Origin of the sequence: Xanthomonas sp. 4461, from assembly GCF_024806475.1 — a bacterium.
GTDB classification, from domain to species: domain Bacteria; phylum Pseudomonadota; class Gammaproteobacteria; order Xanthomonadales; family Xanthomonadaceae; genus Xanthomonas; species Xanthomonas arboricola_F.
In genome coordinates, this window is sequence record NZ_JANTYV010000006.1 from 83,281 (window position 1) to 105,945 (window position 22,665).

Here is a 22,665-nt window from a genome sequence, read left to right on the forward strand (position 1 = left end):
CGCAGCAACTGCAACAAGAGGGTGTGGCATGTCGATTGTCCTGTACGTCGGTGGCAGCAAAGATGGCGACAAGGGCGTTGTGCCTTACGGGTTCAGCAAGTCGCGGGCGATGACCGACGCCGGCCCGGAGGTCTATGTGGAACGGATGGTGCCGCTGAAGGACGTCGGCAAGATCCGCGTCATGGCACTGGAATCCCTGCACGAAAGCATTCTGGTCGAACGCGCCGCCACCCATTACGCGCACCGCGCCAGCTGAGCGCGGCGGCATAGGTTTACGACGGCGCTGTCAACGGGTTTCCGTGACGGGCCCGCACTGCGAAAATGCTTTTTTTCAGTGAAGCGGTTCATGCCGCGCCGTCATGCACGATAGCCAGCTTGCCCAGCAGATTGCTCGCACCATCGCCGATGAGATCGGTGCCCAACCCGCCCAGGCGCGCGCCGCCATCGCCCTCCTCGACGAAGGCGCCAGCGTGCCGTTCATCGCCCGCTACCGAAAGGAAGTCACTGGCGGCCTGGACGATACCCAGCTCCGTAACCTGGAAACGCGCCTGACCTATCTGCGCGAGCTGGAAGACCGCCGCGCGGCGATCCTGTCCAGCATTGGCGAGCAGGGCAAACTCAGCGACGAACTACGCAACGAGATCGCCGCTGCCGACACCAAGTCGCGGCTGGAAGACCTGTATCTGCCCTACAAGCCCAAGCGCCGCACGCGCGCGCAGATCGCGCGTGAAGCCGGGCTGGAGCCGTTGGCCGATGGTTTGCTGGCCGATCCGACGCAGACACCGGACGTCGCCGCTGCCGCATTCATCGACGCCGACAAGGGTGTGGCAGACGGCAAGGCTGCGCTGGAGGGCGCGCGCGCGATCCTGATGGAGCGCTGGGGCGAAGATGCCGCGCTGGTCGGCGAACTGCGCAGCTGGCTCAACGACAACGGGGTGATCCGCGCGCGCGTGGCCGAGGGCAAGGAAGAGGCCGGGGCCAAGTATCGCGATTACTTCGACCATGCCGAGTCGCTGGCAAAGATTCCCTCGCACCGGTTGCTGGCGCTGTTTCGCGCGCGCCGCGAGGAGTTTTTGTACCTGGATCTGGACCCGGGTACCGATGCCGAAGCCGGGCATCAGTATGCCGAAGGCCGCGTGGCGCGCAGCGCCGGCATTTCCAACCAGGGCCGCCCGGCCGACCGCTGGTTGCTGGACGCCTGCCGGCTGACCTGGCGCGCCAAGCTGCACATGCACCTGCTGCTGGACCTGTTCAACCAGGCGCGCGAAAAAGCCGAGGCCGAGGCAATTGCCGTGTTCGGCGACAACCTCAAGGACCTGATGCTGGCCGCGCCCGCCGGTCCACGCGTGGTGCTGGGACTGGATCCGGGCATCCGCACCGGCTGCAAGATCGCCGTGGTCGATGCCACCGGCAAGCTGGTGGCCACCGAGACGATCTATCCGCATGAGCCCAAGCGGCAGTGGGACCAGTCGCTGCAGACCATCAAGAAATTGTGCATGCAGCACAACGTGGAGCTGATCGCGATAGGCAACGGCACCGCCAGCCGCGAGACCGACAAACTGGCCGGCGAGGCGATTGCGTTGTGCGGGGCGACCAAGTTGCAGAAGGTCGTGGTCAGCGAGGCGGGTGCGTCGGTGTATTCGGCGTCCGAGTTCGCCGCCAAGGAATTCCCCGAGCTGGATGTCTCGCTGCGCGGCGCGGTGTCCATCGCGCGGCGCCTGCAGGACCCGCTGGCCGAGCTGGTCAAGATCGAGCCCAAGGCGATCGGTGTGGGCCAGTACCAGCACGACGTGGATCAGTACCGCCTGGCCAAGGCGCTGGAGGCGCGGGTGGAAGACTGCGTCAACGCGGTGGGCGTTTACGTCAACACTGCTTCGGCGGCGCTGCTGTCGCGCGTGTCCGGCCTGTCCGGCACGGTGGCGGAGAATATCGTGCGCCATCGCGACGACAACGGCCCGTTCAAGCGCCGCAAGGACCTGCTGAAGGTGCCGCGTCTGGGCGACAAGACCTTCGAACAATGCGCCGGTTTCCTGCGCATCGCCGATGGCGACGAGCCGCTGGACGTGTCGGCGGTGCATCCGGAAGCCTATCCGGTGGTGGAGCGCATCGTGGCCAACACCGGCAAGCCGATCAAGGCGTTGCTGGGCGACGGCAGCTTCCTGCGCGGCCTCAAGCCGGAGTTGTTCACCGACGACCAGTTCGGCGTACCGACCGTGCGCGACATCCTCAAGGAGCTGGAAAAACCCGGCCGCGACCCGCGCCCGGAGTTCAAGGCCGCGCAGTTTGCCGAAGGCATCGAGGACATCAAGCACCTCAAGCCGGGCATGGTGCTGGAAGGTGTGGTGAGCAACGTGGCCGCGTTCGGCGCCTTCGTCGATATCGGTGTGCACCAGGATGGGCTGGTGCATATCTCGGCGTTGTCGGATACCTTCGTCAAGGATCCGCGCGATGTGGTCAAGGCCGGCGACATCGTCAAGGTCAAGGTGCTGGAAGTGGACGTGGCGCGCAAGCGCATCGCACTGACCTGCCGTCTGTCCGACACGCCGCCGGCGGCCGATGGCGCGGCGCAGTCGCGCGATACGCGCGGCAATGGCGGGCCGGGGCAGGGCCGTCGCGACGGTGGTGGTGGTGGACGTGGACCGGCGCAGGGCAACAGCAAGCCGCGCACCACCGCTCCCCCGGCCGATAACGCACTGGCTGCCGCATTCGCCCGCGCCAAGCGCACCTGAGTCGTGCTGCCTAGCGTGGCGACTGGCTTGAAGTGATGGGGCAGCAACGTTGCAGATCAGTCGTGAGCGGCTGAGTGCAACGTGACTGCAGGGGCCTTGCCCGCCCACCATCGCGGGACACACGTCCCTGTGACTCGCCCCTGCCCAGCCTTACATCCACGCGTTGCAACTCTGGCAACCGTTCGGGCGACACAGGGGAGAAACCGGCGGGGGCACCCAGCTACACGACGATCGGTAACGATCCAGTTGCTCAAAGTTGCCTACGCCGGCTCTCGACACCCAAACGCCAGAATCCGAGCAGATAAGGCTCTTCTGCGGCATCCATGTCGCATAAGGTCCCACGACGGTGGGCGGACTAAGGACCAGTCGAGATGGTCTGTGCGCATTGTTTTCAATAACGCGACCAGCCAACTCGTTGCTGCGGTGTCCTCGTCGCTTGCGGAACTCCGTGGCGGCATGGATGCCGCCACGGAGTCCCATGGATGGATTCACGGCGTGTCCCGCGAGCGGCGAGGGCACCGCACCCTCGACGACCTGCGCTTTTGACTGCATCCAACGAGCGACGCTACGACTCGAATCACGTTGTGCACATGCAGCCTGCAATGCAGTCGGGCGGCAATTGAAACGTGCCGGCTGCCAGGCGGTGCGCTCCCGCAAGATAGTGTGCACTCGCGATCAGGGCGTTGGCATTCTTCCTTCTCCCTGCCTGCATTCTTTTAGTCAGCCGCTGTCGGGCGATCTCACGCCGCTCACGGCACCGCGCGCATCGGCACCACCAAGCCTTCGATCAGATCGACCAGTCCGGGCGGCTCCACCGGCTTGCCCATATGCGCATCGAAACCGGCCGCCACCGCACGGTCGCGGTCTTCTTCGTGCACGTAGGCAGTCAGTGCGATTGCCGGGATATGCCGCGGCAGATCGGCGCGACCGGCACGCACGCTGCGGATCAGATCGTAACCATCGCGCAGCGGCATCGCGATGTCGCTGACCAGCACGTCGAAGGCCGCAGCGGCCAGACAGTGTTCGGCCGCATCCACCGAGCCGGCCGCCTGCACCTGTGCGCCGGCAAGTAACAGAAACTGCAGCACCGCCTCGCGCGAATCCTGATCGTCGTCGACCAGCAGCACCCGCACGCCGTCCAGCCGCCCATGGCAATCGGCCGGAAGCGGCCCATGCTGGCTCGAATCCACCGATTGCGGGCGCAGGCCACTGACCCCATGCTGGAACGGCAGCACGATGGTGAATGTCGCCCCCTTGCCTTCACCGGCGCTGGAGGCGCCAAGGCTGCCGCCGTGCAGATCCACCAACTGGCGAGAAATCGACAACCCCAGCCCGAGGCCGCCAACCCGGCGTGTGGTGCCGGCATCTGCCTGCCGAAACCGATCGAACACGTGCGGCAGGAAGTCCGGCGCAATGCCGATCCCGCTGTCCTGCACGCATAGCCGCAGACGCCCGTCCTCCACATCCAGGCCCACGCGCACGCTGCCACCGGGTGCGGTGAACTTGAGCGCATTGCTGAGCAGGTTGGTGAGCACCTGCTGCACGCGCCCGGCATCGCCAAAGAACCACAGCTCGCTACCAGCCGGTGCGTCCAGTTCCAACGCGATGTCGCGCGCCAGTGCGGCCGGCTGCATCAGTTCCACGGTGCTGTGCGCCAATCCGGCAATGTCGAAATGCGCGGACTGCAGACGAATCTTGCCGGACAGGATCGCGCTCATGTCCAGCAGGTCGTCGATGATCTGCGTCTGCGCACGCGCGCTCCGCTCGATGATGACCAGGCCCTTTGCCAGATTCTCCGGCGCGAAGCTCTGCGACTGCATCAGTCGCGACCACCCCAAAATCGCGTTGAGCGGCGTGCGCAATTCGTGGCTGAGCGTGGCCAGGAATTCGTCCTTGACCCGGCTGGCGTGTTCGGCCTGACCGCGCGCAGCGGTTTCCGCCTGCAGCGACAGCTTGAGCTTGGCATCCACGCGCGTGCGTTCGATCACGATGCCGGCCAGGTGTGATGCAGAGCGCGCCATCGCCTGTTCGCGCAGCGACGGCAGATATGGGCGGTCGTAGTAGATGTTGAGCGTGCCCAACACCTGACCATCGCTGGACAAGATCGGCGTCACGCAGCACGCCACGATGCCCAGCATCGCCGACACCGCATGATGAGGGCCGAAACTTGGCTCGGCCTGGAGATCGGCGCAGATGACCTGCCGGCCAAGATGCGCGGCGCGGGAGCAGGGCGGGCCAACCGGACCGATCGGGACCGGCTCGAAGTTGCCGTGATACGCGATTGGGAAGTGCGGCGCTGAGCCGAAGCTCAAGGTGTGCCGCACTTCGTCCAGCACCATCACCGAGCAATACAAGCCGATCTCACCGCGCGCCTCCACGCTCAATGCAATCGCATCCAGCACCACCGGCAACGGCGCGCCGGTGGTGATCAGGCTAAGGATCGCGCGGTCGGACGCGGTGGCATCTTCGATATGCTTGCGTTCGGAGATATCGGTGAGCGAGCCGATATGCCCGAGAAAACGCCCATCGGTGGCGAAATGCGGCGAGGCGGTATCGATGCACCAGCGGTACTGACCGTCGTGGCGGCGTACGCGGTACTCGGCCAGGAATTCGCCGCGCCGTTCCAGTGCCTGTTCGAACGCCAACCGTACGCGCCCGGCATCGTCCGGGTGCATCACGTCCCACCAGCCCTGATCCAGCGCCTGGTCTTCGGCTTGTCCGGTGAAGTGGTACCAGCGCGGGTTCCAGTACACGCAGGCGCCTTGCGCATCGGACATCCAGATCATTGCCGGCACCGTCTCGCACAGCGCACGGAAGCGGATTTCGCTCTCGCGCAATTGCTGCTCGAAGGTGCGGCGATCGTGGATGTCGGTATAGGTGCCGATCCATTCGCTGATGCGGCCGTCGTCGCCACGGACGGGCAGGGCGCGTGCCAGATGCCAACGCGCCTGGCCGTCGTGCCGCAGCAATTCGCATTCGATCTCGTAGGCACGGGTGTCGAGCAGTGCGTCCTGCCACGTTTTCACAGACAACCGCAGGCCATCGGCGGTGTGGGCCCGATGCCATGCCGCGCTCTCGTTGTTGGCCGGATCCAGCCCGGTGTACTCGTACCAGCGTTGATTGAAGTAGTGCGGCTGCCCATCCGGTCCGGCGATGAAGATGATCTGCGGCAAGGTGTCGGCAAGCCGACGCAGACGCGCTTCGTTGGCCGCCAGTTGCTGCTGCGCCTTGGCCCGCTGCATCGACTCCCAGCAGCGTGCCGCCACCAGCCGCACCAGCTCGATCTCGCTCGACAACCAACGTCGCGGTGCGCGTTGATGCACCCCGATCGCCGCGACCAGACGGCCATGTTTATGCAGCGGTATCGCCAACGATGCGCGCAGGCCGGAGTGGCGATACTGCTCGGCCACATAGTCCGGCGCACCCGGTGCCATCGCATCGGTGGTGAACCAGGGCCGGTTTGCCAGCAGTGCATCGCGCAGACCTTGGGCCACTTCCATCGGAAAGTCGCCTTGCAGGCTCGGCATGGCCTGCACATGGTCGCTGATGACACGCATGATGCTGCCGTCTTCGGTCGCCAGTCCGAATGCGCAGCGGTTGGCCTGCAGATGTTCGCCCAGAAGGCGCACGCTGGTGTCGATGACGTGCCGTGGGTCGGAGACGTGTTGCAAGGCGTCTTCGAGCATCAGCAGAAAACTGTCGCGCCCTTCCACGCGCCGCTGCGCGGTGACATCAAACCCGTGCACCAGGATCGCATCGACGCGGCCGTCGCTGTCGCGCATCGGCTGGTACAGAAAGTCCACGAAGGTTTCGTCGAGCATGCTGCCGGGTGTGCGCTGCAGATAGGCCGTCATCGATTCGCCGATGAAGGGCCGGCCGCTACGACGCACCTCGTCGAGCAGGCCGAGATAGCCTTGATCGGCGATCTCCGGCATCGCCTCCAGCAAGGGGCGGCCCAGCAATGGGCGCTCGCCGACGAGATCGTGGAAGCGTTGGTTGACGTTCTCGATGATGTAGTCGGGCCCCCGCAGCACCGCCATGAAGGCCGGCGATTGGTCGAGCGCTGGTGGCGCTGCAAGCGACACCGCAGCGCTACGCCACTCGGGCGCACTGCGTGCGGACGCAGTGGCCACATACAACGCACCTACCTGCTGGCCGGCATCCAGGATCGGACTGCACGACCATGTCGACAGATTCAATGCAGTGCCCGCGCCGCCGGGCGTGTTGCCGGGGCTGTCGCTTGTCGTCAGCTCGGCAAGCGGCTGGCCGAATGCAGCAGGGTGCCGTGGGCCGAACGAAGCGATGCAGGCGTCGTTATAGATGCAGTGTGCGTGCTCGCCCCAGACCAGCAGCATCGGGTGCGCTGCGTGCAGGCACACCGACAGCGCGGTGCGCAGTGCCTGACTGCTGCAGAGCAGTGGGTCGGCCACGCATGCCGATGCCCTGACCAATGCTGCGGTTTCGCTCGTCTGCGGTAACAGACCGGCAAACGGCGAGGCGGCATTCTCCATCCAGCAACCACCTGCAAATCTTCGATGCCTGATTCTAGTGACAACCGCTCAGCTGGCAACTGCAGCCGACACCCGGTCAGATGGCGACCAGGCAACCAGGGACGGTCAGCTGCTGGCGCCGCTCAGCTGCCGCGCACGCGACAGCGCACCGACAAGTTCTTCGGACAGATAGGGCTTGGTCAGAATGACGCCGCGTTCGAAGCCACTGGGAATGCTGCCGCTGGCAACGCCGGTTGCCAGTACAAAGGGAATGCCGCGCTCCGACAGCAGGCGGGCAACCGGCTCGCTGGTCTGGCCATTGCCCAGGCGATAGTCCAGCACGGCGATATCCGGCGCATCGTCCTGAATCAACTGCAGCGCGTCCTGCACCTCGCCGACAGGACCGACCACAGCCGCACCGGCGTGGACAAGCTGCAACTCGAGCAGCATGGCATTCATGTCATCGTTTTCGACCACGAGTACCCGAACTCCACGCAACACCGACATTGCTTACTCCTTCACCAAGTCGGCCAGTATATCGGGGCTGGTCGGTCACGGCGCTGCCGATGCCGCTTGCACCTGAATTCGTCAGGAGCGTCCTGACACTGTTCGTTTCATTCGCAAGCCGCTATACTGCGCGGCCACGCCGAAGTGGCGGAATCGGTAGACGCAGCGGACTCAAAATCCGCCGCCCTTAAAAGCGTGTGGGTTCGAGTCCCACCTTCGGCACCAAGATGTTGCAGTAATAGCAAAGCCCTTCCGGCGCAATCCGGAGGGGCTTTTTGCTGTATGCCGGCTTGCCTTGCAGGCGAGCGCTTTCACCCTGTCGCGAAGTGCGCGACGAGTACTGGTGAAGCGTCCGTCCGTGGTGGGCGGCATCAACGTTGCCCCGTTGCGCAGGCGTCGTTGCGTTGTCTGTCGTCGGTATCGATCCATCGTTTGGTGGCAGTCGTCATGCCTCACCGAACCAAGTTTTCGCTGCGCGTAACAGTGGTACCGGATGACGTTGCAGGCACGCAGTCATCACGCCCGGTGCGTACCGTGGAGGTCTCTTTCAAGCGGATGGCCCTCATGGATTTCGATTCTTCGCAGCAGTTGCGCATTCTTCGCGACATCCACGACACCAAGCCGGTATCCGACGAGGAGGGCAACTGGGCGGTACGTGCGGGCTATGCCACGCAAGCCGAGGACGGAGATATCGATCTGACCCACGAGGGTCGCAAGGCGTTGGACGACGGGCAGGCCTGAGCGTGCTGGATGGTGATGAGCATGCGCGTGTCGCATGCACGCACCCAGCCGCACTTGCAGGGGTTGAATAACCCGCTTCAGCCGAACGCTGTCTTGCGTATGCTGTGAACAGCAATGCATAAAAAAACCCCGGGAAAGCCGGGGTTTTTGGATGATTGGCGTCCCCACGGGGATTCGAACCCCGGTGTCCACCGTGAAAGGGTGGTGTCCTAGGCCTCTAGACGATGGGGACGCGTATCAAAACCTCGTTGTCCATTCCAGACGGCCTAATGTCTGAAGTGGTGGAGCCAGGCGGGATCGAACCGCCGACCTCCTGCATGCCATGCAGGCGCTCTCCCAGCTGAGCTATGGCCCCGCGTTGCTGCGAGCCGGCAATCATAGCGAACTCATCGTCGTTTGCAAAGCGATGCGGCAACTTTTTTCGTACGGGGTGAGCCTCGGTGACGGGGCTTCTGAGAGGTCTGCGCCTGGATGGGAAGAGACGGCGAAGCACTCCTTGCGCATTCCAGCACCGCAATGGGCGTATACGAGTGCATGCGACCGCGCCGGCACTTTGGCGAAACGCCCTGCGCGCCAGGGTTGCGATTCGCCGGGCGTGGGTATTCGTGGCAAAGCGTGCTGCACATCATGCAGCGCGTCCTTGCCTGTGCGGGCTGCATTCAACAGGTGCGATGGCCGGGCGCGACTTCGGCCACCCGCCGCGCTTCGCGGCAAAAGTGTGTGCCAACTGCATGACTTCTTCGTCAGTACAACCCGCGAACTTGCCTGTCTTTTTACGAATGCATCCAGGCGTATCGCTGTGTTGGTCGTGATGCGAGGTGTCGCAATCATGAGGCTTTGCGCGACACGGGGCAGAGGGGCGACGCATGCGCGTACCGACCAGGCATCATGCAAAGAAAAAGCCCCGGCATGACCGGGGCTTTTGGATGATTGGCGTCCCCACGGGGATTCGAACCCCGGTGTCCACCGTGAAAGGGTGGTGTCCTAGGCCTCTAGACGATGGGGACGCGTATCAAAACCTGAGTTGTCATTTCAGACGGCCTAATGTCTGAAGTGGTGGAGCCAGGCGGGATCGAACCGCCGACCTCCTGCATGCCATGCAGGCGCTCTCCCAGCTGAGCTATGGCCCCACGAAACTGAGAACGAAATGATAGCGACCTGTTAATGTTCGCGCAAGCGCTTTTTCATTCCGGTTGAGACGGCGCGTGCGCTCGGCAGCGCTGCCTGCCACTTACTTGACGCCATGCAGATCGCGCAGCTGCGTCGGCCGAGCGCCGAAGTAGGCGGCGAGGTCGGCGATGTCCTGATCGCTCAATGCGGTGGCCTGCGCAGTCATCAGCGGGTGCTGGCGATCGCCGCTGCGATAGGCCTGCAGCGCATGCGCAAGATAGTCGCCGTACTGGCCACCGAGCTTGGGATAACTGGGGTCGATCGGCGCATTGCCATCGGCACCATGGCAATCCACGCAGCTCTGGCCGGTAGCCTTGCCCTTGGCATGCGCGAGTTTGTCGCCAGCGTCGGCGCGACCGGTGGGCAGGCCGGCAGAGGAGCCAGAGCCGTGTTCGCCGCTGGCATGGCCGGCATCGCCGGCGGAGTGATCGGTGGATTCGACCTGGGATTGGGAACAGGCCGCCATCATCAGGGCAGCGACCAGGACGATGGCTAGACGCGGAGCGTGCAGGGCGTTCGGCATGTGGGCGCTTACTTGAGGGTGGACAGGAAGGCGGAGATGTCGGCGATGTCCTGCTCGGAGAAACTCTGCGCCTGCGCCTGCATGGTCGGGTGTTTGCGCTTGCCCTGGCGGTACTCGGTCAATGCCTGGGTCAGATACTGACTGGACTGGCCGCCGATCTTGGGCACGCGGTAACTGGGATAGGCGTTCTTGTAGCCGGTCACGCCGTGGCAGCCCTGGCAGGTATACGCCAGCAGACGGCCATTGGAGGGATTGCCGGTCGGGGCTGCGGGCGCGGAGGCAGCAGGTGCGGCGGCAGGCGCCGGCGTGGCCGGGACTGCTGGCGTGACTGACGGTGTCGCTGATGCGCCCCCAAACGGCAGGAAGACGACCAGAGCGAGACAAGCGGCGAGCGGCTGCGGGCGCATGGTTTCGTATCCGGAAGACTGATTGAGCGTCCGCACGTGGGGGCGTGACGGAACCGGACCGAGTATGCCTGCGATTTGGCGTGGCGCAAACGGGGTGAATACGCGAAGTTGAACAGACCATGACCTTTGGCGCATTGGCGACATGCATGTTCGGGTGGTCTACTTGCCTACAACACCTGTTCACGCATCCACTAGGACACGACGATGTCGCCACTCTTCTTCTTGCCCGGCCGCAGCGGAATCTGCGCCGCAGTATTGATCTCCAGCCTGCTGTTGGGCGGCTGCAAGACCGGCGATGGAGAGGCCAAGGCCGCAGAAGAAAAAAAGGCCGTGGACGCGGTGCCGGTGGAAACCGCCAAGGCAGCGCGTCGCGCTGTGGCTGCCAGCTATACGGGTACCGCCGCGCTGGAGCCACGCGCCGAGGCGCAGGTGGTGGCCAAGACGTCCGGCGTGGCATTGGCGGTGATGGTGGAAGAAGGCCAGAAGGTGTCGGCCGGCCAGGCGCTGGTGCGACTGGACCCGGACCGCGCGCATCTGGCCGTCGCACAGAGCGAAGCGCAGCTGCGCAAGCTGGAAAACAGCTACCGCCGTGCGACGCAACTGGTCGGCCAGCAGCTGGTGAGCGCGGCCGATGTGGACCAGCTCAAGTTCGATGTGGAAAACAGCCGTGCGCAGCATCGCCTGGCATCGCTGGAGCTGTCCTACACCACGGTGCAGGCGCCGATTTCCGGCGTGATCGCCTCGCGGTCGATCAAGACCGGCAACTTCGTGCAGATCAATACACCGATCTTTCGCATCGTCGACGACTCGCAGCTGGAAGCCACGCTCAACGTGCCCGAACGCGAACTGGCGACATTGAAATCCGGCCAGCCGGTGACCCTGCTGGCCGATGCGCTGCCGGGCCAGCAGTTCGTGGGCAAGGTGGATCGCATTGCGCCGGTGGTGGATTCGGGGAGCGGGACGTTCCGCGTGGTGTGTGCGTTCGGCAAGGGCGCCGAGTCGCTGCAGCCGGGCATGTTCGGGCGCATCCGCATCGATTACGACCAGCGCAAGGATGCCCTGGTGATCCCGCGTCTGGCGTTGCTGGACGACGGCGAGCCGGCGGTATTCGTGGTGCGCAACGGCAAGGCAGCGCGGGTGCCGGTGAAACTCGGTTACGCCGAAGGCCCGTGGCTGGAAGTGCGGCAGGGCCTGAAGGAAGGCGACCAGGTGGTGACCGCCGGCAAGGTGGCGCTGCGCGACGGCACTGCGGTGCAGGTCATCGGCCAGCCCGACCGCAAGCCGGTGGCGGCTGCGGCGCCGGCAACCGGCAGCGACGGGAAGCGCTCATGAGCGATCACGGCAACCCGCACGGACCCGTGCACGACCCGCATGCGCCATTGCCCGGCGGCGGGCTGGTGGTCTTCGCCACACGACGGCGGGTGACCATCGCGATGATCACCGTGACCATGCTGTTGTTCGGCCTGATCGCACTGCGCAGCCTCAAGGTCAATCTGCTGCCGGATCTGAGCTATCCCACGCTGACCGTACGCACCGAATACACCGGCGCGGCGCCGGCGGAAATCGAAACGCTGGTGACCGAGCCGGTGGAAGAAGCCGTCGGTGTGGTCAAGAACCTGCGCAAGCTCAAGTCGATCTCGCGCACCGGGCAGAGCGATGTGGTGCTGGAGTTCGCCTGGGGCACCAACATGGACCAGGCCAGCCTGGAAGTGCGCGACAAGATGGAAGCGCTGTCGCTGCCGCTGGAAACCAAGCCGCCGGTGCTGCTGCGCTTCAATCCCTCCACCGAACCGATCATGCGCCTGGCGTTGTCGCCCAAACAGGCGCCGGCGTCGGACACCGATGCCATCCGTCAGCTCACCGGCCTGCGCCGCTATGCCGACGAAGACCTGAAAAAGAAGCTCGAACCGGTGGCCGGTGTGGCGGCGGTCAAGGTCGGCGGTGGCCTGGAAGACGAGATCCAGGTCGATATCGATCAGCAAAAACTCGCCCAGCTCAACCTGCCGATCGACAACGTGATCACCCGGCTCAAGGAAGAGAACGTCAACATCTCCGGCGGCCGGCTGGAAGAAGGTTCGCAGCGCTACCTGGTGCGCACGGTCAACCAGTTCGTGGATCTGGACGAGATCCGCAACATGCTGGTCACCACGCAGAGCAGCAGCAGCAGCGCGGCGCAGGCGGCGATGCAGCAGATGTATGCGATTGCCGCATCCACCGGTTCGCAGGCGGCCCTGGCGGCGGCGGCCGAAGTGCAGAGCACCTCGTCGGCGTCCAGCAGCAGCATCGCCGGCGGCATGCCGGTGCGGCTGAAGGATGTGGCCGACGTGCGCCAGGGCTACAAGGAGCGCGAGGCGATCATCCGCCTGGGCGGCAAGGAGGCGGTGGAGCTGGCGATCTACAAGGAAGGCGACGCCAACACCGTCTCCACCGCCGCAGCGCTGCGCAAGCGGCTGGAGCAGTTGCAGGCGAGCGTGCCCGGCGATGTGGAGATCACCACCATCGAGGACCAGTCGCACTTCATCGAGCACGCGATCAGCGACGTCAAGAAGGATGCGGTAATCGGCGGCGTGCTGGCGATCCTGATCATCTTCCTGTTCCTGCGCGATGGCTGGAGCACCTTCGTGATCAGCCTGTCGCTGCCGGTGTCGATCATCACCACGTTCTTCTTCATGGGCCAGTTGGGCCTGAGTCTCAACGTGATGTCGCTGGGTGGGCTGGCACTGGCCACCGGCCTGGTGGTGGACGATTCGATCGTGGTGCTGGAAAGCATCGCCAAGGCGCGCGAACGTGGCTTGAGCGTGCTGGATGCGGCGATCGCCGGCACCCGCGAAGTGAGCATGGCGGTGATGGCCTCCACGCTGACCACGATTGCGGTGTTTCTGCCGCTGGTGTTCGTGGAGGGCATTGCCGGGCAGCTGTTCCGCGACCAGGCGATGACCGTGGCGATCGCGATCGCGATCTCGCTGGTGGTGTCGATGACGCTGATCCCGATGCTGAGTTCGCTCAAGGGCGCTCCGCCAATGGCGTTCCCGGATGAGCCAGGCCATCCGGACTGGAAGCCCGAACAACGCTGGCTCAAGCCGATGGCTGCCGGTCGGCGCGGTGCGGGCGCAAGCGTGCGCTATGCGTTCTTCGGTGCAGCGTGGGCAGTGGTCAAGCTATGGCGTGGCCTCGCGCGGGTGGTGTCGCCGGTGATGCGCAAGGCCAGCGACCTGGCGATGGCGCCGTACGGCCGTGCCGAACGCGGCTATCTGGAGATGCTGCCGGCGGCGTTGCGGCGGCCCGGTCTGGTGCTGGGACTGGCGGCGGCGGCGTTTGTCGGCACTGTGTTGCTGGTGCCGATGCTGGGCGCGGACCTGATCCCGCAGCTGGCGCAGGATCGCTTCGAAATGACGGTGAAGCTGCCATCCGGCACGCCGTTGGCGCAGACCGATGCCTTGGTGCGCGAGTTGCAGCTGGCGCACGACAAGGACCCGGGCATCGCCTCGTTGTATGGCGTGAGCGGCAGTGGTACGCGGTTGGATGCCAACCCCACCGAAAGCGGGGAGAACATCGGCAAGCTCACCGTGGTGATGGCTGGCGGCGGGAGCCCGGAAGTGGAAGCGGCGGCGACGCAGCGGTTGCGCAGCAGCATGGTCGGGCATCCCGGCGCGCAGGTGGATTTCGCACGGCCGGCGTTGTTCAGCTTCTCCACGCCGCTGGAAGTGGAATTGCGCGGGCAGGATCTGGGCGAGCTGGAGCGTGCAGGGCAAAAACTGGCCGCGATGCTGCGCGCCAATGGACACTACGCCGACGTCAAGTCGACGGTGGAAGAGGGCTTTCCGGAAATCCAGATCCGCTTCGATCAGGAGCGCGCCGGTGCGCTGGGGCTGACCACGCGCCAGATCGCCGATGTCATCGTCAAGAAGGTGCGTGGCGATGTCGCCACGCGCTACAGCTTCCGTGATCGCAAGATCGATGTGCTGGTGCGTGCGCAGCACAGCGACCGTGCGAGTGTGGATGCGATTCGCCAGCTGATCGTCAATCCGGGCAGCAGCCGGCCGGTACGTCTGGCTGCGGTGGCCGAGGTGCTGGCGACGACCGGCCCGAGCGAGATCCATCGCGCCGATCAGACCCGCGTGGCCATCGTGTCGGCCAGCCTGAAGGACATCGACCTGGGCGGTGCGGTGCGCGAAGTGGAGACGCTGGTGCGCAAGGACCCGTTGGCTGCGGGTGTGGGCATGCATATCGGCGGGCAGGGCGAGGAGCTGGCGCAGTCCGTGAAGTCGCTGCTGTTCGCGTTCGGGCTGGCGATCTTCCTGGTCTATCTGGTGATGGCGTCGCAGTTCGAATCGCTGCTGCATCCGTTCGTCATCCTGTTCACCATTCCGCTGGCGATGGTGGGCGCGGTGCTGGCGCTGCTGATGACCGGCAAGCCGGTGTCGGTGGTGGTGTTCATCGGCTTGATCCTGCTGGTGGGCCTGGTGACCAAGAACGCCATCATCCTGATCGACAAGGTCAACCAGTTGCGCGAAGAGGGCGTGCCCAAGCGCGAGGCGCTGATCGAGGGGGCGCGTTCGCGTTTGCGGCCGATCATCATGACCACGCTGTGCACCCTGTTCGGCTTCCTGCCGCTGGCGGTGGCGATGGGCGAGGGCGCGGAAGTGCGCGCACCGATGGCGATCACCGTGATCGGCGGCTTGTTGGTGTCCACGCTGCTGACGCTGCTGGTGATTCCGGTGGTGTACGACCTGCTGGATCGCCGCGCCGATGCCTACTACCTGGAGCGCGGGCGGCGCATGGCGCGGCAGCAGGCGCGGGCACACGAGACCACCGACGGGCTGGAGGCGCTATGAGCGTTGCGGCTTTCAGCATTCGTCGTCCGGTCACCACCATCATGTGCTTCGTGTCGTTGGTGGTGGTGGGCTTGATCGCCGCCTTCCGATTGCCGTTGGAGGCGTTGCCGGATATCTCGGCGCCGTTCCTGTTCGTGCAGTTGCCGTATACCGGCTCCACCCCGGACGAGGTGGAGCGCAACCTGGTGCGGCCGGCCGAAGAAGCCTTGGCCACGATGACCGGCATCAAGCGCATGCGCTCCACCGCTACCGCCGACGGTGCCAACATCTTCATCGAGTTCTCCGACTGGGACCGCGATATCGCCATCGCCGCATCGGATGCCCGCGAGCGGCTGGATGCCATTCGCGACGATTTTCCGGACGATCTGCAGCGCTTCCATATCTTCAAGTGGTCCAGCAGCGACGAGCCGGTGCTCAAGGTGCGCCTGGCCAGCCAGACCGACCTGACCGGTGCGTACGACATGCTCGACCGCGAGTTCAAGCGGCGCATCGAACGCATTCCCGGCGTGGCGAAGGTCGAAATTTCCGGGGCTCCGCCCAACGAGGTGGAGATCGCCATCGCGCCGGATCGCCTGACCGCGCACGATCTCAGCCTCAATGACCTGAGCGAGCGGCTGGGCAAGCTCAATTTCTCGGTGTCCGCCGGGCAGATCGACGACAACGGGCAGCGCATCCGCGTGCAGCCGATCGGCGAGTTGCGCGATCTGCAGGAGCTGCGTGAGCTCGTACTCAATGCCAAGGGCTTGCGCCTGGGCGATATTGCACAGGTACGCCTCAAGCCCACGCGCATGAACTACGGGCGGCGGCTGGACGGGCGCCCGGCGATCGGCCTGGATGTCTACAAGGAGCGCAGTGCCAATCTGGTGGAAGTGTCCAAGGCTGCGCTGAAAGAGGTCGAAGACATTCGCGCCGAGCCTGCGATGCGCGACGTGCAGATCAAGGTGATCGACAACCAGGGCAAGGCGGTGACCTCGTCGCTGGCCGAACTGGCCGAAGCCGGCGCGGTGGGCCTGTTGTTGTCGATCACGGTGCTGTTCTTCTTCCTGCGCCACTGGCCATCGACGCTGATGGTGACGCTGGCGATCCCGATCTGCTTTGCGATCACGCTGGGCTTCATGTATTTCGTCGGCGTCACGCTCAACATCCTGACCATGATGGGCTTGTTGCTGGCGGTCGGCATGCTGGTGGACAACGCGGTGGTGGTGGTGGAAAGCATCTACCAGGAACGCGAGCGCATGCCCGGGCAGCCGCAACTGGCGGCGCTGCTCGGCACCCGCAGCGTGGCGATCGCGCTCAGCGCCGGCACCTTGTGCCATTGCATCGTCTTCGTGCCGAACCTGTTCGGCGAGACCAACAACATCTCCATCTTCATGGCGCAGATCGCGATCACCATTTCGGTGTCGCTGTTGGCGTCGTGGCTGGTGGCGATCAGCCTGATTCCGATGTTGTCCGCGCGCATGAAGACGCCGCCCATGGTGACTTCCGACCATGGCGTGATCGCCAGACTGCAACGCCGCTATGCGCGGGTACTGGCGTGGACGCTGGCCCATCGCGGCTGGAGCGTGACCGGCATCATCCTGGTGAGCGCCATCAGCCTGGTGCCGATGAAGCTGACCAAGGTGGACATGTTCGGCGGCGATGGGGGTAACGAGGCCTTCATCCAGTATCAGTGGAAAGGCTCCTACACCCGTGAGCAGTTGGGCGAAGAGATCGGCCGTGTGGAAAATTATCTCGAAGCCAATCGCGCCAAGTACCACATCACGCAGATCTATTCGTGGTTCAGCGAAGTGGAAGGCAGCAATACGGTGGTGACCTTCGACGCGAGCAAGGTGAAGGATCTGCCGCCGTTGCTGGAAAAGATTCGCAAGGAACTGCCGCGCTCTGCGCGCGCCGACTACAGCATCGGCAACCAGGGCGATGGCGGCAGCGGCAACCAGGGCGTGCAGGTGCAGTTGGTTGGCGACTCCACCGAAGCGCTCAAGTCGCTGGCCGACGACGTCATTCCGCTGCTGGCGCAACGCAAGGAATTGCGCGACGTGCATGTGGATACCGGCGACCGCACCAGCGAGTTGGCGATTCGGGTAGACCGCGAACGCGCGGCTGCATTCGGCTTCAGTGCGGAGCAGGTGGCCAGTTTCGTGGGTCTGGCATTGCGCGGTACGCCGTTGCGCGAATTCCGTCGTGGCGACAATGAAGTGCCGGTGTGGGTGCGTTTTGCCGGCGCCGAGCAAAGCAAGCCCGAAGACCTGGCCGGCTTCACCGTGCGCACAAAAGATGGCCGCAGCGTGCCGTTGCTGAGCCTGGTGGACGTGCAGATTCGCCCGGCCGCCACCCAGATCGGGCGTACCAATCGTCAGACCACAGTGACCATCAAGGCCAATCTGGCCGAAAAAGTCACCGTGCCGGAAGCACGTGCGGCGATGGAAAAGCCGCTCAAGGCGATGAGTTTCCCGGCCGGCTACAGTTACACCTTCGACGGCGGCGATTACCAGAACGACGGCGAGGCGATGGGCCAGATGGTATTCAATCTGATAATCGCGTTGGTGATGATCTACGTGGTGATGGCGGCGGTGTTCGAGTCGCTGCTGTTCCCGGCAGCCATCATGAGCGGCGTGCTGTTTTCGATCTTTGGCGTGTTCTGGCTGTTCTGGATCACCGGCACCTCGTTCGGCATCATGTCCTTCATCGGCATCCTGGTGCTGATGGGCGTGGTGGTGAACAACGGCATCGTGATGATCGAGCACATCAACAATTTGCGTCGCCGTGGCATGGGCCGCACGCAGGCGCTGGTGGAAGGCTCACGCGAGCGCTTGCGCCCGATCATGATGACGATGGGAACCGCGATCCTGGCGATGGTGCCGATCTCGCTGACCAGCACCACGATGTTCAGCGACGGCCCGCCGTATTTCCCGATGGCGCGCGCCATCGCCGGCGGCCTGGCGTTTTCCACGGTGGTGAGCCTGCTGTTTCTGCCGACGATCTACGCGATTCTCGACGACATGAGCAGCGGCGCAGCAGCGCTGGTACGACGTGCGCGCGGGATGCCGCACACGCCCCCGGCGAGCGCAGCGCTGGAGTCTTGATCATTCAACCTGGCTGAAGTTTGTCGCGGTGCGCCGACGGCGCCGCTGTCACGTCGTGCTCGGGCCTTGAACCTCATGAGCCGCCTGACGCCCCTCTCCCGCCGGAGCGAGGAGGCACAGCGTGGGCGCCATGGGCACGCGTGCCTTGGAGCGCCCGCGCCGCAAGCGCGAGCCGGGGCGCGGAGCGGAGGATGGGGGTGAGGGTACGGGTCGCCAAGTACGCGCCTGTCATTCGCTGGCTTCGGTGAGAGCGACAGCGCGGCCGGGGATCGGCTCCTCGGCTCGGTCAGACATCCTGTCTGACTCGCCGCGCGGTACATCCTGAGTGCCGCTCTCCGCCGATCCCCGGCCGCACTGCCGCCTCGTCATGTCGTTGCCACGACCTAGTCAAGGCAAGCGAATTGTCCGTCTTATTTTCAGCGGCCCGCGATTCTCGATAACACCAGCAAGCAGAGCAGGGATCTGCTGGCGTGTCACGGTGCGCCTAAGACGCCAGTGCTTGTAGTGCTTGTGTCTTGAACGTCACGGGCCGCCTCAGCCCCTCTCCCGTCGGGGCGAGGAGGCACAGCTTGCGCGCCATGGGCGCGCGTGTCTTGGAGCGCCCGCGCCGCAAGCGCGGGCCGGGGCGCGGAGCGGGGGTTGGGGGAAAGGGTACGGGTTCTCCGGGCACTGCCAATCAGCCGGCTGTTATTCGCTGGCTTCGGTGAGAGCGACAGCGCGTCCGGGGATCGGCTCCTCGGCTCGGTCAGACATCCTGTCTGACTCGCCGCCGCGGCACATCCATGTGCCGCTCTCCGCCAATCCCCGGCCACGCTGCCGCCCCGGCGAGTCGTTGCCGTGACTTTGAGCGACGAACAACGACAGCCGATTCAGTGCTCGATTTGGTACATGCCAATCATCCGCCAGGTTCGCTGCACGTCTTCTGGGCCTTCGACTTCGCAGCTCTCAGATAAACCGCCCTGACGCCAACCACTTAGAAGCACACGGTTTCTACTACTCTCTCAATCCGCCGCCTTCAAGAGGGATGCGAAGAGGCCTTTGCCTCGATAGCCGAGGCAACGATCAAAGCCTAGGTCGAGCATGCCCTGCGGCGATCTCTGCTCTCCGTTCCGCCAACACAGGAACATTCGAAGAGTGGTCCGCGGGCGCCGGGGCAGGACCTTACACGACAAGGCGCGTGTAAGAGCCCCCATGGATGGGTTCACGGCGTGTCCTGCCCCGGCGCCCGCGGGCCGCTCCCACGCACAAGATCAAGGCGCCAGCGAATCAGGCTTCCTCAGCCAAATTCAAAGCGTAACCAGACTGCGCTTTTACTCAATCACCTGAAAGCGCTGACCAACCAGGCTTTCCTCAGCCAACCAGCGTTTTGTCACCAAATCAGCTTTCCAACGCAGCTCGGCTTTTCAACTCGCTGGATGCGGCGCTCAGAAATCAGCCCGCACGCACCTGCCGCACGATCGCCGCCGCCTTGGCCGAGCTTTCCTTGACCTTGTCCCACTGACCCTGTGCCAGCCAGTCCTTGGGCACCATCCACGAGCCGCCGATGCAGACCACGTTCGGCTGCGACAGAAACTCCGCCGCGTTGGCTTCGCTGATGCCGCCGGTGGGGCATAGCTTGAGCTCGGACAACGGGCCAGCCAGGCCCTTGAGCATTTGCAGACCACCCACGGCGGTGGCCGGGAACAGCTTGCAGACCCGGAAGCCCAGGCCCATCAGCGTCAGTAGTTCGGTCGGGGTGGCCGCGCCGGGCACGGCCGGGATTGGCGCATCGGCCAGCAGCCGCGCCAGCGGTGCCGGCGTGCCCGGGGTGACCAGGAAGTCCGCACCGGCATCCACCGACTGACGCAGTTGCAGCTCGCTCAGCACGGTGCCGGCGCCGATCACGATGTTGGGCAGCTCGCGCTTGAGCATGGCCAGCGCTTCCAGCGCGATCGGGGTGCGCAGGGTCAGTTCGATCGCGGGCAGGCCGCCTTCGAGTAGCGCATCGGCGACGCGGCGCGCCTGGTCCAGCGTGTCCACGGTGACCACCGGCAGGATGCCGGCGTCGCGCAGCAGCTTTTCGGCGGTGTTCTGGGTCTGGGCAATCGTCATTGCAACTCCGTTAGACGGCGACCGTCGGGGCGGCCGCTGAGAGGGAAAAGGGTCAGGCGTCCTTGGACTCGTGTGGCGCAGCGGCTGCAGCAGCATCCGCGCCGAGTTCGTACTCGGCGTCGTAGCTCCAAAGCGCACCGTCCGGATGGGTCGGGCCGCAGGAAATCGAGATGGCGCCCTGGTCGGCCGGGCCGACGACCTGGCGGTTGATCGCAAACAGGTTGCGGCCAAGGTCGTTGCCGGCCACGGCGGTGTTGGGGGCAACCTCGCGCGATGCCCATTCCTCGGCCGAGACCAGCACTTCCAGCGTGCCGGCTTCGCCGTCCAGGCGCACCATGTCGCCTTCGCGGACGCGCCCGATCGGGCCGCCACGCGCGGCTTCCGGCGTCATGTGGATTGCGGCGGGGAACTTGCCCGAGGCACCGGACAAGCGGCCGTCGGTAACCAGCGCCACGCGGCGGCCCTGGTTCTGCAGCAGGCCGAGCAACGGGGCCATCGAGTGCAGTTCGGGCATGCCGTTGGCGCGCGGGCCCTGGTAACGCAGCACCACCACGAAATCGTGCGGCAACACGCCGGCCGCATGCAGCTTGTTGAGCACCTGCGGGGTGTCTATCACCACCGCAGGCGCTTCGATCTTGCGGTGCTGCGGCTTGACCGCCGACAGCTTGATCAGCGAGCGCCCCAGGTTGCCGCGCAGCAGGCGCAGGCCGCCTTGCGATTCGAATGCATCGCCGACCGGCCGCGCCACGCTGTCGTCGGCGGTCGTCGCTGTACCTGGCACATAGGTGACCTTGCCGTCCTGCAGGCGTGGCTCGTTGACGTAGGCACGCATGCCGCCTTCGACCACGGTCGGCAGATCGTCGTGCATGTAGCCGGCGTCCATCAGCTCGCGGAACACGAACGCGGTGCCGCCTGCGGCCTGGAAGCGGTTTACGTCGGCCTCGCCATTCGGGTAGATGCGGGTCAGCAGCGGCACGGTCTGCGAGATCAGATCCATGTCGTCCCAGGTCAGCACGATGCCGGCGGCACGCGCCACTGCGATCCAGTGAATCGTGTGGTTGGTCGAGCCGCCGGTCGCCATCAGCGCGACCACGGCATTGACGATGGCGCGCTCGTCGATCAGGCGGCCGAACGGGCGGAAGTCATTGCCCAGCGCCGAGATCGCCAGGGCCCGTGCGGTGCCCTCGCGGGTCAGCGCATCGCGCAGCGGCAATTCCGGGTTGACGAACGAGGCGCCGGGCAACTGCACGCCCATCGCTTCGAGCAGCACCTGGTTGGAATTGGCGGTGCCGTAGAAGGTGCAGGTGCCGGCCGAGTGGTACGACGACGACTCGGCCTCCAGCAACTCCGCGCGCGTGGCTTCGCCGGCGGCATAGCGCTCGCGCACTTCGGCCTTTTGCTTGTTCGGGATACCCGGCGTCATCGGGCCGGCCGGCATGAAGATCGCCGGCAGATGGCCGAACGCCAGCGCGCCGATCAACAGGCCAGGCACGATCTTGTCGCACACGCCCAGGTACACCACGCTGTCGAACATGTCGTGGCTGAGCCCGATCGCTGCAGCCTGGGCGATGTTGTCGCGCGAGAACAACGACAGCTCCATGCCCGCGCGGCCCTGGGTGACGCCGTCGCACATCGCCGGCACACCGCCGGCCACTTGCGCGGTGGCGCCGAGCGTACGCGCGGCATCGCGAATCAGTTGCGGGTAATGCTCGAACGGCTGATGCGCCGACAGCATGTCGTTGTAGGCGGTGATGATGCCCAGATTGGGGGTGGCCGCACCGCGCAGGCGCGACTTGTCGGTCGGCTCGGAGGCCGCAAAGCCGTGCGCAAGATTGCCGCAGCTCAGACGGCTACGGAACGGACCCTCACGCAGGGCGGCATCGAGACCGGCCAGATACGCCGCGCGCGACGGCGCGCTGCGCTTGCGGATACGGTCGGTGACAGCTTGGATGTTCGGATGCAGGCTCATTGGCTACCGGCTATGAGAAACGGGGAAGGTAATCACGCTGTTCTTTTCTTAGATACCCGCACATGGATGTGCGGGCTGTTGCGAGGGATTCGCACAAAATCGGCTGTTGCGAGGGACTCG

Annotated in this window: 12 protein-coding genes, 5 tRNA genes and 1 pseudogene; 7 read left to right on the plus strand and 11 right to left on the minus strand. The window is 65.0% G+C overall.

Going from position 1 to position 22,665, the window contains the following annotated elements; genetic code table 11:
• Positions 1–28 precede the first annotated feature (28 nt).
• Both FHY19_RS19040 and FHY19_RS19045 read left to right on the plus strand, forming a co-directional pair.
• The gene (locus tag FHY19_RS19040; protein WP_259149227.1) at positions 29–256 is read left to right on the plus strand and encodes a hypothetical protein; all 228 of its coding nucleotides are present in this window, start codon (positions 29–31) and stop codon (positions 254–256) included.
• A gap of 103 nt (positions 257–359) precedes the next feature.
• Positions 360–2,729, plus strand: coding sequence for a Tex family protein (locus FHY19_RS19045; RefSeq protein ID WP_259167831.1), 2,370 nt, complete (start codon positions 360–362; stop codon positions 2,727–2,729).
• Between the two features lie 749 nt (positions 2,730–3,478).
• Here the strand turns inward: FHY19_RS19045 and FHY19_RS19050 are convergent.
• The 3 genes and pseudogenes from FHY19_RS19050 to FHY19_RS19055 form a co-directional block, all read right to left on the minus strand.
• Positions 3,479–6,862 (minus strand): PAS domain S-box protein, encoded by a 3,384-nt coding sequence (locus tag FHY19_RS19050; RefSeq protein ID WP_326521158.1) that lies wholly within the window; start codon positions 6,860–6,862, stop codon positions 3,479–3,481.
• Positions 6,860–7,240: pseudogene (locus tag FHY19_RS22400) on the minus strand (histidine kinase); the annotation flags it as partial. The gene FHY19_RS19050 and the pseudogene FHY19_RS22400, both read right to left, overlap by 3 nt.
• Positions 7,241–7,345: 105 nt before the next feature.
• Positions 7,346–7,726 (minus strand): response regulator, encoded by a 381-nt coding sequence (locus tag FHY19_RS19055; RefSeq protein ID WP_046964096.1) that lies wholly within the window; start codon positions 7,724–7,726, stop codon positions 7,346–7,348.
• Positions 7,727–7,864: 138 nt separating this feature from the next.
• Here FHY19_RS19055 and FHY19_RS19060 point away from each other — a divergent pair.
• Positions 7,865–7,951 (plus strand) — tRNA-Leu (locus FHY19_RS19060).
• Between the two features lie 339 nt (positions 7,952–8,290).
• Entirely contained in the window at positions 8,291–8,467 is a 177-nt protein-coding gene (locus FHY19_RS19065; RefSeq protein WP_259167834.1) for a hypothetical protein, read from the plus strand.
• A 156-nt stretch (positions 8,468–8,623) separates the two neighbouring features.
• On the opposite strand, the gene FHY19_RS19070 is transcribed toward FHY19_RS19065, so the two are convergent.
• The 6 genes from FHY19_RS19070 to FHY19_RS19095 all read right to left on the minus strand — a co-directional run bounded on the left by FHY19_RS19070 (position 8,624) and on the right by FHY19_RS19095 (position 10,567).
• Positions 8,624–8,699 (minus strand) — tRNA-Glu (locus FHY19_RS19070).
• 47 nt (positions 8,700–8,746) lie between these two features.
• A tRNA-Ala gene (locus tag FHY19_RS19075) sits at positions 8,747–8,822 on the minus strand.
• A gap of 576 nt (positions 8,823–9,398) precedes the next feature.
• Positions 9,399–9,474 (minus strand) — tRNA-Glu (locus FHY19_RS19080).
• Between the two features lie 47 nt (positions 9,475–9,521).
• Positions 9,522–9,597, minus strand: a tRNA-Ala gene (locus FHY19_RS19085).
• Positions 9,598–9,698: 101 nt separating this feature from the next.
• Positions 9,699–10,160 carry a cytochrome c gene (locus tag FHY19_RS19090; RefSeq protein ID WP_005995424.1) on the minus strand — a complete coding sequence of 154 codons (462 nt, stop codon included), beginning with the start codon at positions 10,158–10,160 and terminating at the stop codon, positions 9,699–9,701.
• An 8-nt stretch (positions 10,161–10,168) separates the two neighbouring features.
• Positions 10,169–10,567, minus strand: a complete 399-nt coding sequence (locus tag FHY19_RS19095; protein ID WP_259167835.1) for a cytochrome c — start codon at positions 10,565–10,567, stop codon at positions 10,169–10,171.
• A 204-nt stretch (positions 10,568–10,771) separates the two neighbouring features.
• Here FHY19_RS19095 and FHY19_RS19100 point away from each other — a divergent pair, with 204 nt between their 5' ends.
• Genes FHY19_RS19100 through FHY19_RS19110 form a run of 3 tightly spaced genes read left to right on the plus strand, consistent with a single transcriptional unit; the run spans position 10,772 to position 18,485 of the window.
• Positions 10,772–11,899, plus strand: a complete 1,128-nt coding sequence (locus FHY19_RS19100; protein WP_259167837.1) for an efflux RND transporter periplasmic adaptor subunit — start codon at positions 10,772–10,774, stop codon at positions 11,897–11,899.
• Positions 11,896–15,402 carry an efflux RND transporter permease subunit gene (locus tag FHY19_RS19105; protein ID WP_259167838.1) on the plus strand — a complete coding sequence of 1,169 codons (3,507 nt, stop codon included), beginning with the start codon at positions 11,896–11,898 and terminating at the stop codon, positions 15,400–15,402. Before FHY19_RS19100 ends, FHY19_RS19105 begins: the two co-directional genes overlap by 4 nt.
• Positions 15,399–18,485 (plus strand): efflux RND transporter permease subunit, encoded by a 3,087-nt coding sequence (locus FHY19_RS19110; RefSeq protein WP_259167841.1) that lies wholly within the window; start codon positions 15,399–15,401, stop codon positions 18,483–18,485. The genes FHY19_RS19105 and FHY19_RS19110 overlap by 4 nt, the downstream gene beginning before the upstream one ends.
• Before the next feature lie 1,431 nt (positions 18,486–19,916).
• On the opposite strand, the gene FHY19_RS19115 is transcribed toward FHY19_RS19110, so the two are convergent.
• Together FHY19_RS19115 and edd are read right to left on the minus strand one after the other, a co-directional pair.
• Entirely contained in the window at positions 19,917–20,576 is a 660-nt protein-coding gene (locus tag FHY19_RS19115) for a bifunctional 4-hydroxy-2-oxoglutarate aldolase/2-dehydro-3-deoxy-phosphogluconate aldolase (RefSeq protein WP_259167844.1), read from the minus strand.
• A 52-nt stretch (positions 20,577–20,628) separates the two neighbouring features.
• Positions 20,629–22,545, minus strand: a complete 1,917-nt coding sequence (edd, locus tag FHY19_RS19120) for a phosphogluconate dehydratase (RefSeq protein ID WP_259149249.1) — start codon at positions 22,543–22,545, stop codon at positions 20,629–20,631.
• Positions 22,546–22,665 lie beyond the last annotated feature (120 nt).

Coding starts and splice junctions, on each gene's coding strand:
- FHY19_RS19040 (WP_259149227.1), top strand. CDS start 29: ATGTCGATTGTCCTGTACGTCGGTGGCAGCAAAGATGGCGACAAGGGC.
- FHY19_RS19045 (WP_259167831.1), top strand. CDS start 360: ATGCACGATAGCCAGCTTGCCCAGCAGATTGCTCGCACCATCGCCGAT.
- FHY19_RS19055 (WP_046964096.1), bottom strand. CDS start 7,726: ATGTCGGTGTTGCGTGGAGTTCGGGTACTCGTGGTCGAAAACGATGAC.
- FHY19_RS19065 (WP_259167834.1), top strand. CDS start 8,291: ATGGATTTCGATTCTTCGCAGCAGTTGCGCATTCTTCGCGACATCCAC.
- FHY19_RS19090 (WP_005995424.1), bottom strand. CDS start 10,160: ATGCCGAACGCCCTGCACGCTCCGCGTCTAGCCATCGTCCTGGTCGCT.
- FHY19_RS19095 (WP_259167835.1), bottom strand. CDS start 10,567: ATGCGCCCGCAGCCGCTCGCCGCTTGTCTCGCTCTGGTCGTCTTCCTG.
- FHY19_RS19100 (WP_259167837.1), top strand. CDS start 10,772: ATGTCGCCACTCTTCTTCTTGCCCGGCCGCAGCGGAATCTGCGCCGCA.
- FHY19_RS19105 (WP_259167838.1), top strand. CDS start 11,896: ATGAGCGATCACGGCAACCCGCACGGACCCGTGCACGACCCGCATGCG.
- FHY19_RS19110 (WP_259167841.1), top strand. CDS start 15,399: ATGAGCGTTGCGGCTTTCAGCATTCGTCGTCCGGTCACCACCATCATG.
- FHY19_RS19115 (WP_259167844.1), bottom strand. CDS start 20,576: ATGACGATTGCCCAGACCCAGAACACCGCCGAAAAGCTGCTGCGCGAC.
- edd (WP_259149249.1), bottom strand. CDS start 22,545: ATGAGCCTGCATCCGAACATCCAAGCTGTCACCGACCGTATCCGCAAG.